Source organism: Hallella sp. (genome assembly GCF_037460745.1).
In the GTDB taxonomy this organism is placed as follows: domain Bacteria; phylum Bacteroidota; class Bacteroidia; order Bacteroidales; family Bacteroidaceae; genus Prevotella; species Prevotella faecis.
The window spans coordinates 1-15,063 of the sequence record NZ_JAXVAE010000107.1 but is presented as its reverse complement, the minus strand read 5'-3'; the positions used below and the strand labels follow the sequence as shown (position 1 = coordinate 15,063).

The window sequence follows — 15,063 nt, the reverse complement described above, 5'->3', positions numbered from 1 at the left end:
AAATATCAAATATATAACTATAGTTAAGCGATTAATATCGCATCACTAGTATTTATCAATTAAATATTACTGTACGGGAGTGTACTTGTCTGACGGGTCGGGGTTGTTCCAACCATTCACGGCAGCGTTGTTGTTCTCCTCGGTCCGCACAATCACGAAGTTCATCCAAGCAGGACGACCGTTGGTGTTGAAACGGCACAAGGGATAGAAGTTGGTGCCAGCGTAACCACGTGTCACAGAGTAGTTGAGACGCTTGATGTCGAAGAAGGTCTGACCCTCACCCCACAACTCAACGCGCTTCTGGAAGACGATCTCGTCCACAAGGGCGTCCTTGCTGTTGGCCTTGCACACATACTTGGCGTCGCGATAGTTCTTCATGAAGTTCTCGATGAGCTTCTTGCCCTCGGCTACGTCCTGGTGAGCGGCAGCCTCGGCCTCGATGAGGTACATCTCCTCCACACGCATGAGCGGATAAGAGACCACGTTACCCACGGTACCATCGGCGTCGTTACCACTTCCGGGACGGAACTTAATAGAACCGTATGTGGGGATCAACTGCTTGTAGGTAGAGTTCAGGAACGGCACCTGGCTTGCCAACGGGCTGTCATCCGGAGCCTTCCACTCGAGCTTACGCCAGTCGGTGTCGCTGATGCGATCGTAGAGGCTCTTGCTGATCATCGACTGGGGACCCACAGAAGCATAACCCCACTGTGTCTCATTGCTCATCCAAGAAGCCCAGTTAATGATACTAGTCTGAACAGTGGCGTTCTCAGCGGTGAGCGTAGATGCCCACATCCAAGGATCAGCCGTGTTGAAACCAGTGGTAGGATTCAAGGCCTGAGCCTGAGTCATAGGAGTCAAGCCTGAGGCGTCGATAGCCTTGCGGGCATACACCTTGGCCTGGGCATAATCCTCAAGCCACATGTAGCAACGAGCCTTCAAACCATAGACACATGCCAGGTTGGGCAGGGTCTTGGCACGGGTGTCGGTCAAGTTGCCAATGTACTGCTCTGCCTTGTCGAGGTCGCCAAGGATAAACTCGGCCATCTGCTCACGAGTGGCGCGGGGGTTAACACGTGCGCTATCCTCCGACATGCCTGCCTTCACGATAGGCACAGTGAGGTTGGTGACAACCTTACCGTTCTCGTTCTTTCCATCGGGATACTTCTCGTTGGGAAGGAACTCGTACATACGGGCCATGTCGAGGTACATAGAGGCACGCTCCGCATAGCCAACACCCAAGTATCCGAGCTGCTCAGAAGTAGCCTTGGAAGCGTCGATACCGTTGATGAGGTTGTTGGTGGTCAGCACCATCGACCAATAGTAGTTCCATACAAACTGGGTGGACAAATAGTTCTTACCAATGTAGAAACACTGTTCCCAAGCAGAGTACTGGTCGTAGTCGCTCTCAACGCAGGCATAGTCGCCTGTCATGACTTCACGGATCTTCATCAGTGATCCATAGCCCCAAGAAAAGTGAGCATCAGTATTCCAAACTCTATTGAGCGACGCAGGAACAGCACTCAGAAGGGCCTCAGTGGCCGATGACGACTGCGCCATCTGGTCTACGGTGGCGAAAGAGGTAGGATGTGTTTCCTCCTCACAAGAGGTGAAAGTTGCCAGTCCGAGGACAGCCACCCCCAAGCCACAGATTAACTTATTTATATTTTTCATACAGATAAATTCTCTTTGATTATTAACAACTTAGAAAGACACCGAGATACCACCAGAGATGCTGCGGATGGGCGAGTAAACCTGGCTGGTGACAGAACCGCTAACATTCTGGCGAGGATCCAAGCCCTGACGCTTTGACCACAACCAGATGTTGTCGGCTGAGAAGTATACACGCACGTTGGCAAGGCCCATGTTGCGAACAACGTTCTTAGGCAAGGTGTAGCCCAAGGTGATGTTCTGCAGGTTCAGGTATGAGGCGCTTGTAAGGAAGCGGTCGCAGGTTGCTGTGGTGTACTTGTCGTTGAACTGCAGGCGAGGAATGTTAGAGCTCTTGTTGGTAGGCGACCAAGCGTTCAGGATGTCGGCATGCATGGCGTGGCCACGGCTCATGCTCATAGAAGATGCGTAGTCGCCATCATAAACGAGACCACCAAGCTGATAAGTGAAGTCGACGCTGAAGTCGAAGCCCTTATAGGAAAGGCTGGTACCGAAGCCACCAAATGCATCGGGGTTGGCGCTACCGAAGAGATACTCGTCAGCGTCGCCTGTGCTCTTGGTTGTCTCCTGGCCAATGACCTTAGGACGAGCGCCCTTAGAAGAGGCGTCAACCACGTTGCCAGCACCGTCGTAATAGATCACAGCGCCGTTATCGTCCTTCTGGTAAACATTCTTGTAGTAGAGTGCCTCACCTGTCTCCTTGTCTACACCTGCATACTTGTACATGTACCAAGTGTAGAGTGGCTTGCCCTCACCATAGTAATGGTTGCTTGATGAGTAACCTGACACACCGTCAACGACCATCACCTTGTTGGCGTCAGCGATCTTGAGGATCTTGTTGCTGTTGGTTGTGATGTTGCCATAAACAGACCATGTGAGATCCTTGGTGCGGATCACGTCGCCTCTGAGTTCCACCTCAAGACCCGTGTTGCGCATGTCACCGATGTTGTCGTAGTAACCGGTGAAACCGAAGCTGGCAGGGAGTGAGAACCAAGACAACATGTCGGAGGTCTTACGATAGTAGTACTCCACGCTACCTGAGAGGCGGCTGTTGAGCGCTGCAAACTCGAGACCGATGTTGAACTCGCCACCCTTCTCCCAAGAGATCTTGCTGTTACCGAGCTGACGCGGAGTAAGAGCCAGGGCACCGTTAGAGTTGACGATATTGTAAGTGGTGATGTAGTTGTAGTAACCGATACGGTCGTTACCCTGCTCACCATAAGAAGCCTTCAACTTTAACTCGTCGAGCCAGCTTACGTTGAACCAAGCCTCCTTGTTGAGGAGCCAAGCGCCACCGATTGACCAGAAGTTACCCCAACGATGGTCGGGATCGAAGTAAGAGGAAGCGTCGCGACGGTAAGAAGCCGAAGCGAAGTACTTGTTGTCATAGTTGTACTGGAGCTGTCCGAAGAAGCCCTCAGTGTTGTAATCGCTTGTAGAAGAACCAGCGATGCTCATGGTTGTCACAGCGGCATTGAGCTCAACGATGTTGTTCGAGAACATGTTGTTGTTTGAGCCAGAGAGGTCGTAGATGCGACGGCGATAGTACTCGTGACCGAGCATGGCCGTGATGTCGTGCTTGCCATAGAGCTGGTGCCACTTGAGCAACTGCTGGTAGTTGTACGACCATGTGCGGCCGTGGCTCACAGAAGCAATACCATTATAGGTGGCATAACCGCCAAACCAGGGGTTGCTGCTGCTCTGTCCGCGATACTCGTCAACATAGGTGCTGTTGGTAGAGCTGAAACGGAAGCCATAAGGAAGGTCGATATCGATGGTACCCACGGCGTTGAAGGTGTTGCCGTTATTGTGGTTCGTGTCGACGTAAGCGTTGCACAGGGGGTTGGCCTGTGTGAGGTACGGACGAGTCAGACCAATCTGCTTGCCATCACCGAAGTCGTAAAGGGGACGACCTGAAGCCTCGTGCTGGATGATGTTGCCTTTGGCGTCGCGGATGTAAAGCGGATAGATCGGAGCCATGGTGGTCGCAGAGAACATGTTGCCTGATGAACCAGTAGCGCCGTCACCCGACACGTTGTCGCTATCGTAGTGTGCATAGTTGACGTTCATGCCCACCTTGAGCCAAGGCTTGAGCTGATAGTCGGCCTTCAAACGAGTGGTGAAACGCTTGTACTGTGAGCCAACGGTGATACCCTTCATGTCGAGGTAGTTGGCCGAAGCGTAGAAGTTTGACTTCTGTGTGCTACCCGTAGCGGTAACGGTGTACTCCTGGCGGAGAGCATTGCGATAAGTAGCGTCTACATAGTCATCGGGAGTGATGAAGTATTTCTGACCACCGTACTCCACATAGTTGCCCAGTGTAGCGTTGGGGTTGAGCTTGCCATTGAGACCGATGAGGGTCTGGCCTGTGGGAACAGAATAAACGTTGTAAGCCAAACCATAGGTGTTGTTGGCCGTCAAGTTGGCGTTTGCCCATGCGTTGGCCTGAGCCTGGTTGTAGCCCATGGCGTTTGTGGCGTAGTTCTCCAAGCCCTTGTACCATGTCTCATAATAGCCAGCGGGGCTGCTGATGTAGTTGTAGTCGGGCACCTGACGTGAGTTAGAACCCCACTTAGCGTCCACCGTGATGGTAGAGTTGCCCTTGTTGGCGCCGCTCTTGGTAGTGATGATCACCACACCGTTGGCACCACGAGCACCGTACAGGGCCGCTGCAGCAGCCTCCTTCAGCACGGTCAAGCTCTCGATATCGCTCGGCGAGATGGTGTTGATGTCGCCATCGAAGGGCGAACCATCGACCACATACAGAGGATCGTTACCGGCGGTGATAGAGCTGATACCACGAATGCGGATGGTAGGTGCCGTACCCGGCTGACCTGTGGACTGTGTGAGCTGCACACCGCTGACCTTACCCTTCAGGGCCTCAGCGGCGTTGGTAGCCTGCACCTTTCCGATATCGCCAGCCTTGACGACAGCAGCCGAACCGGTGAAGGCCGACTTCTTGGCTGTTCCGTATGCCACAACCATCAATTCGTCGAGGGTCTGGTCTTTTGAAACGAGCGAGATGTGCAAGTTACGACCAGCTTTCACGCGCTTGGGCTCCATGCCGAGGAACGTAATCTCGAGCGTAGAGTTAGCGGGAGCCGACAGACTGAAATGACCGTCGCTGTTGGTTGCTGTACCCGTGTTGGTGCCCACAACCTTCACGCCAGCTCCGGCGACAGGTTCACCATTATCGTCAGTGACGGTACCGGTGACCTGTGACTGTGCCAACGCTATTCCTATAGAAAGGAAGAGGCCGGCCAAAATCATTGAAAGTCTTTTAACCATAAATTCTCTCTTTTTAATTAAATGAATATAATATTTGTTATTCTTCGAGCTATCTTTATAACCACCTCGCCCCGCGAGGTGGAAGCGCCACCTTATTATATTATAGGGTGAGTGCAAACAAGAACATGCGCAAACAGGAGGCAAACATGACCTCTGTGGGAAGCCGTATTATATATAAGGTGACGGAAGGCAAGCTTATGGATGGGCTTTGTCTTGGCGCATGATGTTAATGGGCCAGAAGGAAAAACGCTTTTCAACCTAAATAGGTCATTAGGTTTTAATTCTTGTTTGTGTTTGTTTCGAGCAGGTTGCAACGGGTGTGTTGAAGCCATAGTGGACTATGGCGAAACGCAACCGGAAGCAAGAGGCCAAAAGAAACGCTGACAAGAGTTGAAAAGAATAAAGAGAGTACAAGACAACTCGCCTGTTTCGGTCTAATGATCGATTGGGGGTTAAACGATAAGGCTTCCCCAAGCCTTTTTAAGTTGTATAGTGAATAAGCGATGTTTCAATTTAATTAATAATCATTATGGTGTATTTCAAGATTGAGATTGGCGTTGGATGCGGCAAGCGCACCAGCAACGCAAGGAAGGTTGCCCACAGGGATGAGCCTGACGGATGGGTGAGTGTTAGCAAGGAAGTGGAACGCATGAAGGCCAATGGGCGCTTCAAGACCGCCGCCAATTATCTCACGGCCGCAAGGTCGTGGAGGCGGTTCAAGGGCGGGGAGATGGGACGGATCTCAGAAATGAACGCCGAAGAAACGGCGCTTTTTCAACGATGGCTTACCGCTCAGGGCGTATGCCCCAATACCATTTCTGTGTATATGCGCTGCTTGCGCGCACTCTATAACCGTGTGATGAGCGATGGCGGGATAAAAGTTGAGGCTAACCCTTTCGCCAAGGTGTTCACGGGGCGCGACCGAACGCGTAAGCGAAGTGTGACGGAGGAGATGCTGGCACAGTTGAAACGACTGCCCCTCCCTGAGAATTCCTCATTGGACAGGGCGCGCAACTTTTTTCTCTTTGGCTTCATGGCCATGGGCATGCCTTTCGTTGACATGGCCTATCTGAAGAAGTCGCAGGTAAGGGAGGGCTTCATCCATTACACGCGCCGCAAGACAGGCCAGGCCATCGTCGTGGCCGTGTCGCCACAGATGGACGAGATCATGAGCCGTGCAACTGATGAATCATCAGACTATGTGTTCCCCATTCTTACAGGAGGCAATGCGGAGGTGGTTCACCAGCAGTATCGGCAAGCACTCAGGCGCTATAACTACGCCTTGCACCGTCTGTCGGAAATAATGGGAGCTCGGACCTCGCTCTCATCCTATGTGGTGCGTCACTCGTGGGCAAGCATCGCCTATCAGCACCACTTCGATATCGAACTGATTGGCAAAGCCTTAGGGCACACAAAGACGTCCACAACCATGATTTACATCAAAAGCCTGTTCGACAAAGACTTGGCCTCGGCCAATGGAGCGCTCATGGATGCTTTAGGGCTTTAAATCATTCTCGCAACAATTGGGAGGAAATCGTCTCGCCCCATTCCATGACTACCCTGAAAGAAAGGTGCAAAAAGGCTTACGACAGGGAAACCCTTTTCGTGGCTTTGTTAATAAGTGTTTGATCGTAGGATATGCGCTCATTTCTATCAAAATGTGCATATTTCGCTTGATAATCGTAACCAAAACCGTCAAAAACGAGAATATTTGTTATAAAAAGTTGGTTCGCCCCTGTTTTTTTCTGCAAAAATATTTGGATTGAACCTAAATAATACTTAATTTTGCAATGAAATGATAATTTCATGAAAATTATGCTAAGGCTTGGCGATTATTAGTAACGCTCACAAAGGCATGCGCTTATATATATATAATAAGGTGGCGCTTCCACCTCGCGGGGCGAGGTGGTTATAAAGATAGCTCGAAGAATAACAAATATTATATTCATTTAATTAAAAAGAGAGAATTTATGGAAAAAAGACTCATGACGTTCATCGCCTGCTTGTTCTTGAGCATAGGACTGGCCATGGCGCAAAGTCAGGTTTCCGGTACAGTCACCTCTGCTGAAGACGGTGCGCCCGTTGTGGGAGCATCTGTCAAGGTGGTGGGCACCCACACGGGCACTGCTACCGACGCTGACGGTCACTTCTCACTGAACGCACCTGCCAATGCAAAGTTGCAGATTTCATACATTGGCATGGCGACTCAGACCGTGAAGGCCGGAAGAAACATGGACATCAAGCTCGAAGCCTCCAGCGAGTCGCTGAGCGAGTTTGTGGTAACAGGTTATGGTACAGCCCGTAAGCTTGGTACCATCGCAGGTTCTGTCGAGACTATCTCTGGTAAGACCTTGGAGAACCGCCCCATCGCCAACGTGGCCGACGCCATGCAGGGCCAGGTGGCCGGTCTGCAGGTTATGACCTCTTCAGGTGAGCCCTCTGCCACAGCCAGCATGCGTATCCGTGGTGTGACATCTATCAACGCTTCCACCGAGCCTTTGTTTATCCTCGACGGTAGCGAGATCTCACAGCAGACCTTCCTGTCGATCAACCCCAACGACATCGAGAGCATGACCACTTTGAAGGATGCTTCTTCAACCGCCATCTACGGTTCACGTGCCGCCAATGGCGTCATCATCGTCACTACCAAGAAGGGTAAGTTTGGCGAGGCTCCCACAGTGAGCGTTTCTGCCCAGTATGGTATCACACGCATGACGGGCGACAAGGCCGACATGATGGACGCCAACCAGTGGCTTGCCTTCCAGGAGGTTATGGATCCCTCTTTGGCCAACAGCGCCAACTTCCAGGCTGAGCGTGCTTACTACAAGAAGTACAACATCGGAACCGACTGGAACAAGTACTTCTTCAGCGACAGCAAGCCCACCTCTCAGATCGATGTGAGCGTCCGTGGCGGCAGCCAGAACACCGCTTACCTGCTTTCGTATGGCCACTACAAGACCAGCGGTATCATCGACGACTCCAACATGCGTCGCGAGACCCTTCGCGCCAACCTCGAGACCAACATCAACCCTTGGTTGAAGATTGGCTCCAACACCAACCTTGCTTTCACGAAGTATCGTTCTTCTCTTTGGGGCACTACGGCCAACAGCGTCTACAACAAGACCTATGCCGCCCGTGTCTTCCTGCCCACCCAGCCCACACACGAGGTGCTCGGTCTCGATCCGAGTGACTACGCCAACAGCACCTTCGAGGGTTACGGCGAAGAACTTCGCTACTACGACATGATGGGCTTCTTCAACCCCATGTGGGTATCATCATGGCAGCCCCAGACTACCAACCGCGTTCGCTTGAATGAGAACGTGTTTGTGAACCTCAACCCCATCAAGGGCCTGAACATCCGCACCGCCGTGGGTCTCGATGCCAACGACCTCCGCAACTCACAGAAGTGGACCATCACTGAGGACGAGCCCGACATCAACCCCACAGCCAGCGCTGCCGAGAGCTTCTCGCGCTTCTACCGCTGGACCGTCACCAACACCGCCGAGTACAAGTTCAACATCGCCAAGAAGCACGACTTCACGGTGCTCCTCGGTCAGGAGTCGATGAGCAGCAAGACTGTAGCCTTCGGCGCCAACGCCGATGGCATTACCGACAACCGCCTGTCGCTCATGTCGGCCGGTGCCAAGGCTACCGTTCCTTCACACTCAATCAGCGAGGAGGTTCGCAACTCATGGTTCGGCATGCTCAACTACAGCTACGCCGACCGTTACTTCCTCGACCTGTCTATCCGTCGTGACGGTAGTTCTCTCTTCGGTGAGAACAACCGTTGGGCTACCTTCGGTGCCGCCGCTGCCATGTGGGACATCACCAAGGAAAACTTCATGAACAGCACACGCAACTGGCTCAACGACCTGCAGTTCAAGGTGAGCTACGGTAGCACTGGTAATTCAGGCATTTCGCCTTACATGGCCTTGGGTCTGGTGGCCGCCGGTCCTCTCTATAACGGCCAGAGCGGTACAGCCATCGCCAACGCCTCCAACCCCGACTTGACATGGGAGACTGTGAAGACCTTCAACCTCGCCCTCACAGGTAAGGTGCTGAACCGCATCACATTCGACCTCGAGTACTACGACAAGACCACCTCCAACATGCTCATGAACGTGCCTTACTCTTACACCACAGGTTTCTCTTCTGGTTGGGGTAACATCGCCGAGATGTACAACCGCGGTTTCGACTTCACCGTTGGTGTTGACATCATCAAGAACAAGGACTGGTATTGGAACGTAAAGCTGAACGGCAACTACAACAAGAACCGCATCACCAAGCTCCTCAATGGTGTTGACTCATACGACTTAGGCGGCCTGCACCTCGAGGTTGGCCACTCCTACGGCGACTTCTACGGTGTGCGTTGGAGCCATGTTGACCCGCGCGACGGTCAGAACGTATGGCTCGACCTCAATGGCAACGAGACCAAGAACGTTTCCGACAGCTACCAGTACATGAGCCGCAAGAGCTTCATCGCACCTTGGTCGGGTGGTTTGATCTCAACCTTGACTTGGAAGAACTTCGAGCTCGACCTGCAGTTCTCTGGCATGTTCAACCGTTACATGTATAACAATGAGCGCTGGTTCACAGAGAATCCAACCTTCGCAACCACCAACAACCAGAGCAATGCCATGTTCAACATGTGGCAGAAGCCGGGCGACATCACCGACATCGCAGCCGCCGACGCCCAATACTACATTGGCGACACCCGCCTGTTGGAGAACGCCTCATTCGTTCGTCTGAAGTTCTTGCAGTTGTCTTACACTGTTCCCAAGAAGTGGATCAACGCTACCCACTTCCTCAAGGGCGCCAAGGTTTATTTCGTAGGCCGCAACCTCCTTACCTTCACAGGCTACAAGGGTTACGATCCTGAGGTTGACACCAATCACACCCTCGGCAATTACCCCAACACGCTCCAGATTTCATTTGGTGCAGAACTCACATTCTAATTATATAAACGCAAACTAACATGAAGAAAATATATTTAATGTTGGCCTTGGCAGCTGGTCTGATGTCGTCTTGCGACATGGACAAGGAGCCCTACAATGCGCTTCCTGACACCGAGGGCATCACCACCCCGACCGACTTTGCCAACGCCCGAGTGAGTCTTTATTCAGGTCTTCGTGGTTGCATTGGTGGCGACAGCTTCAACAACGCCATGGAAATCCAGACCGACGGCTTCAACGCCGTCACAGGCTACAGCAACACGCTGGGCGACATGTACCGTTACACCTTCGCCACATCAAGCGGCTACTTCTCTACCGTCTACGGCAACTACCAGGGCATGATTGCCCGCGCCAACTACATCCTTGACGGTTACAAGAAGGTAGACATGAGCAACGCTGTGGTTTACACTCCCGAGAACATCGCTAAGATTAAGGTGGCTGTGGGCGACGCCTACTTCACACGCGCCTACTCTATCTTTGGCCTGTCGCAGTATTTCTGCGCCGACTATGAGGCTTCTACGGCTTCTGCCGCCAACAGCGGTGTGTCATACCGCCTCGACTACGCTCCCTCTTCAAACGCAGCCACCTATCCTGCCCGCGAGACCCTGGAGCAGACCTTCAAGCAGATCACCGAGGACCTCGACTCTGCCGCCAAGTACATCACCGCAGAGGGTGAGGCCAGCTACGGCTACTTCTCACAGGATGCCATCAAGGCCCTGCGCGCTCGCGTAGCCCTGGCTATGGACGACTACACTAACGCCGCCAAGTATGCCACTGAGCTGATCAAAGATGGCAAGTACACACTGGCCGAGGATGCCGACGAGTTGGCCGACCTCTGGCAGAACGACGGTGGCAACGAGACCATCATGCAGTTTGCTTGCTCCACAAAGGACGAGCTTCCCAACAGCAGTAAGATTTACCAACCTTACTCAGATGGTTCTGTGCCCGACTACATCCCCACCCAGACCTTGATGGACCTCTACTCAGCCAAAGACTACCGCAAGCAGGTATGGTTCAACAAGATGACGCTGACCACCAACACAGGTGCCACAGGTGAGGTTTACTGCTTCAACAAGATCGTCGACCACGGCGCTCTTTGGACCAAGCTTCAGGGCTACGAGTATGCCCGTTTCTGCATCGAGCCGAAGATGTTCCGCATCGCCGAGATGTACCTCATCGCCGCCGAGGCTTACGCACAGGCTGGCGACCTGACCAACGGCGCCAAGTACCTCAACGAGTTGAAGGGCAAGCGCATCGAGGGTTACGAGGAAACATCATTCCCCACAAAGAACGCCCTGATGACCGAGGTGCAGAACGAGCGCGAGCGTGAGATGGTGGGCGAGGCCACTCGTCTGTTCGACCTGAAGCGTTGGCACAAGGGCTTCAAGCGCGGTGTTCCTCAGCAACTCGACCTCTGCCTGCTGCCTGGCGCTACCACCACAGGCTTCTCTCTCGACGCCAATTCTCCCAAGCTCACTTGGCCGATCCCGAAGCACGAGATCGATGTAAACAAGAAACTTGTGCAGAACCCTGGCTATTAATCAAGCGTTAACTATAAACTGAAAAAGAAAAAAGACATGAAATATATCAAATTATTCATGCTGCTGGCTGTCGTTTCGTTGTTCGCCGCTTGCTCAAGCGACGACGACTACAACACCAACGAGACGACCGTAAGCTTCGCTAACAACGCCATCACCACCAAGGAGAGCGCTGGCATCGTAAACATCCCCATCAATGTAACGGGCCTGCGCAACGGCGACATCAGCCTGCGCATTGTGACTGAGGAAGTGGGCGCGAACCCCGCCAAGGAGGATGTGAACTACATGATCACCGACAAGACCCTGACCCTGAAGGCCGACACGCTGCAGAGCGGTGTGATCAACGTTGAGGTGAAGATGGTCGACGACGATGAGATCAACGAGAACCGCACCTTCAAGCTCACCATCGCAAGCGTAAACGGCGCCACGGTTGGCACCAACGCCTCTACGACTATCACCATCCGCGACAACGACGCTGCCTTCTACGAGAAGTTCTTCGGCAAGTGGACACTGAGCGGAAACATCGAAGGCTCAACTGGTGTGAGCCCATTCAGCAAGGATGTAACCATCTCGGGCGTAACCGATGAGGAGTCGGCCGACTACAACAACATCCTGACCGTTTCAGCTCCTGGCTTGGTCAACGTAGGTGTGTCCGTCGACTGTGAGTGGCACTTCCGCTACTCATTCAACACGGAAGCCAAAACGGGTACGCTCGGATTCATCTGCGGCGAGATCATTGGCAGCTATGGCGATGCCTACCAGTGGATGTGGGCCTCCATCGGCGCCAACAACCAGCTGACCGCCGACGACGTCACTGCTCCTTGGGCATTGGGCGAGAACGATGCATTCCCAACAACTATCACCTTCCCCGAGAGCGCTAAATTGGCATTCTATCAGCCCGGAAATGGTGTTTGGAGAATCTTCTCCAACCTGAAGCTCACCAAAAAGTAAACACACAGGTTAACAACTGACATACCAAGGCAGGTTGACAAGGTTATCAAGTCCTTGCCAACCTGCCTTTATCTTGTACAAACCCAGCTGGCCCAAACAGCAAACAACGTTTTTTACATCATAACATGATTCGCAACATGCACAAACATTTATCGATCATCGCACTCGCATGCATGGTTAGCCTGAGCGCCATGGCCAAGCAACGCACGCAGCAACAACTGTTGCAAGCCGCACAAGCCTTTGTGCAAGCCAACGGTGGCCCCGCCAAGGGCGCCAAGAGCAAGGTAACCTTCACGCAGTTGCTCAGCAATGATCAGATCACCCTTCTGAACAGCAGCAACGGCCAAGCACTCATCATGGCCAACGACGACGCGTTCCAGCCCATCGTGGGTTACACCGACGCGCCTGTCGACCGCAACAACATGGCTCCTGCCTTCGAATGGTGGATGACCACCATCAGCCAAGCCATGGAGGAGACCCTGGCCAAGGGTGCGACGCCCACACAGGTCAAGAAGAACGCCGCCTACCGCGAGGCCGTCGACAAGCTGATGACCACCGAGTGGGGACAGAGCGAGCCTTACTACAACCTCACACCCACCTACACGCAGAACTATCAGGAGACCCATTACGTCACAGGTTGTGTGGCCACAGCCATGGCGCAGGTCATGAAATACCACGATTACCCCGAAAAGGGTAAGGGCTATAACCGCTGGACCTTCTACCCCAACGGCAACAACAGCACTGGCACCACCGTTCGCGTTAATTTCGCAAACACCTACGACTGGAAGAACATGCTCGACAAGTACACCCGTGGCAAATATAACGACACGGAGGCCAAAGCAGTGGCCGTACTGATGAAAGACTGCGGTGGCTCGGTAAGCATGCAATACGCCAAGGACGGCAGCGGTGCCTATGCCGCCGACGCTTGTCGCGCCCTCCGCAACAACTTCAAGTATCACAAGGCCATCAAACTCTACACACGCGCTTTCTACCCGAAGGACGCTTGGATGGATCTCATCTACCGTGAGCTCAACGACAGTTGTCCCATCCTCTATGGTGGAGCCACCACCCAGGGTTTCGGCCATGAGTTTGTGTTTGATGGCTACGACAAGAACGGCTTGGTACACGTGAACTGGGGTTGGGAAGGTGTCAACGATGGTTACTTCGACGTGGCGCTGCTCAACTCTCGCGAGGGAAGTTTCACCGAGAGCCAGAACATGGTGATCGTGCGCACGCCCGACGACAAGCACTTTAAGGAGACCTACCACTCATTGTGGGGCAGCGAGACAGGACTGATATTGACGCAGGCCGGAAGCCGAGTGAACGCCAACAACTATGTGGCCTACAATCTCGATGTGGATTATTTCACAGGCTACGTGGATCTGGTGGCCGCCAACACAAAGACGGGTGTGGTTACGCAGCTCACATCCAACGATCCCGTGAGCAATGTGGAATACACCAGTGGCTTCCGCCTCAACATCAGCGCCAACCTCAGACAGTTGGCCAATGGCGAGTATCGTATCTACATGGCCACCAAGTCGACTTCTGCCGACAAGCAGGAACTTGATTGGCAGCCTATCTTGAGCAACGAGACCGTAAACTCCAACTACTTGCTGACGGTGAACAACGGCAAGTATACGCTCACCAAAGGCTCCAACAATTTCACCACGGGCATCTCCACGACGCTCGTCGAGAAGGAAACAAGCAAGGTTACGCGCGTCTACAACCTGCAAGGCCAAGAGGTTTACCAATCGGCCACCGATGATTTCGACCCTAACCGCCTGCCTGCCCACGGCACCTACATCGTGCGCCAAGGCAGCAAGAGCGTGAAGATCGTCAGGTAAGAAGCTATCAGAGTCATTGTTTATCTTCTATAGGAAGGGCACACCACGATGAGGGGTGTGCCCTTCTTTCGTGACCACAAGGTCTGAAAACGCGCAACAATCTATAGCAAGAACTACATTGTTGTTTTCCACGACGGAAATGTTGGGCGCAAATACGCGATTCTCAGCACATTTACCCAACACGCTAAGAATCAGAGCATTACTACCAAAGTTCAACATTCCACACGCCACATTTCATACTCCACCTCACGGTTAGGCATGTTTCGCGCCTCGGAACATGCCTAACCGAGGCGCGAAAGATGGTCTTTCGCAACTCGATACACGGCCTTTCGCAACCCAAAAGATGCCTAACGGCAAAAGCGAAGCGCGGTTTTTCCGATGAAATGGGGCAAAAATGAGCTTAGCGCTCGCTGGTTCGCGCAAAATCACGACACAACTTTTTCACCAAATTACCTGACAGGGCACCATCCACTAACCATCCGTTGCGCATCACGTTTGCCAATGCCGTCGACGTGCCTGTCGCATCCTGCTCGAAGCAAACACTAACAAGGATTGAAATTATTGCTGTCCGGTAAATAAATTATTGGGGTTTCTGATTTAGGCAGAGTGGGCTGAAAGCCCAACAAGCGCAAAGCCCAGGGCAAGCGTAGCGACACCCTGGGTATGAATACAAACAACATACCCATTAACGCCCTGCAAGGGCAAAAGCGTTAATAATCAATGCTTTTGCCCTTGCAGGGCGTCTTGCTTTTGTCAATTCGTACAGGGGGTGTGTCAAAATTCACACCCTCTTTTAAAATATCACAAAGCCCGAACTTT

Annotated in this window: 7 protein-coding genes; 5 read left to right on the top strand and 2 right to left on the bottom strand. The window is 52.8% G+C overall.

Annotation, left to right across the window (positions count from 1 at the left end):
- Positions 1-66: 66 nt before the first annotated feature.
- Positions 67-1,674 (bottom strand): RagB/SusD family nutrient uptake outer membrane protein, encoded by a 1,608-nt coding sequence (locus WKK33_RS06875; protein WP_337933079.1) that lies wholly within the window; start codon positions 1,672-1,674, stop codon positions 67-69.
- 30 nt (positions 1,675-1,704) lie between these two features.
- Positions 1,705-4,959 carry a SusC/RagA family TonB-linked outer membrane protein gene (locus WKK33_RS06870; protein ID WP_337933078.1) on the bottom strand — a complete coding sequence of 1,085 codons (3,255 nt, stop codon included), beginning with the start codon at positions 4,957-4,959 and terminating at the stop codon, positions 1,705-1,707.
- A gap of 529 nt (positions 4,960-5,488) precedes the next feature.
- Between WKK33_RS06870 and WKK33_RS06865 the strand changes: the two genes are divergently transcribed.
- The 5 genes from WKK33_RS06865 (at position 5,489) to WKK33_RS06845 (ending at position 14,244) form a co-directional block, all read left to right on the top strand.
- Entirely contained in the window at positions 5,489-6,466 is a 978-nt protein-coding gene (locus tag WKK33_RS06865; protein WP_337933076.1) for a tyrosine-type recombinase/integrase, read from the top strand.
- 463 nt (positions 6,467-6,929) lie between these two features.
- The gene (locus WKK33_RS06860) at positions 6,930-9,914 is read left to right on the top strand and encodes a TonB-dependent receptor (protein ID WP_337933074.1); all 2,985 of its coding nucleotides are present in this window, start codon (positions 6,930-6,932) and stop codon (positions 9,912-9,914) included.
- A 20-nt stretch (positions 9,915-9,934) separates the two neighbouring features.
- Entirely contained in the window at positions 9,935-11,452 is a 1,518-nt protein-coding gene (locus tag WKK33_RS06855; protein WP_337933073.1) for a RagB/SusD family nutrient uptake outer membrane protein, read from the top strand.
- Between the two features lie 36 nt (positions 11,453-11,488).
- Positions 11,489-12,400: a Calx-beta domain-containing protein gene (locus tag WKK33_RS06850; RefSeq protein WP_337933071.1), complete on the top strand. Its 912-nt coding sequence runs from the start codon at positions 11,489-11,491 to the stop codon at positions 12,398-12,400.
- Positions 12,401-12,537: 137 nt separating this feature from the next.
- The gene (locus tag WKK33_RS06845) at positions 12,538-14,244 is read left to right on the top strand and encodes a C10 family peptidase (protein WP_337933070.1); all 1,707 of its coding nucleotides are present in this window, start codon (positions 12,538-12,540) and stop codon (positions 14,242-14,244) included.
- The last annotated feature ends 819 nt before the right edge of the window (positions 14,245-15,063 follow it).

What these genes read in the sequence shown, in the direction of transcription:
- WKK33_RS06875 (WP_337933079.1), bottom strand. Translation starts at nt 1,674, where the DNA reads ATGAAAAATATAAATAAGTTAATCTGTGGCTTGGGGGTGGCTGTCCTC.
- WKK33_RS06870 (WP_337933078.1), bottom strand. Translation starts at nt 4,959, where the DNA reads ATGGTTAAAAGACTTTCAATGATTTTGGCCGGCCTCTTCCTTTCTATA.
- WKK33_RS06865 (WP_337933076.1), top strand. Translation starts at nt 5,489, where the DNA reads ATGGTGTATTTCAAGATTGAGATTGGCGTTGGATGCGGCAAGCGCACC.
- WKK33_RS06860 (WP_337933074.1), top strand. Translation starts at nt 6,930, where the DNA reads ATGGAAAAAAGACTCATGACGTTCATCGCCTGCTTGTTCTTGAGCATA.
- WKK33_RS06855 (WP_337933073.1), top strand. Translation starts at nt 9,935, where the DNA reads ATGAAGAAAATATATTTAATGTTGGCCTTGGCAGCTGGTCTGATGTCG.
- WKK33_RS06850 (WP_337933071.1), top strand. Translation starts at nt 11,489, where the DNA reads ATGAAATATATCAAATTATTCATGCTGCTGGCTGTCGTTTCGTTGTTC.
- WKK33_RS06845 (WP_337933070.1), top strand. Translation starts at nt 12,538, where the DNA reads ATGCACAAACATTTATCGATCATCGCACTCGCATGCATGGTTAGCCTG.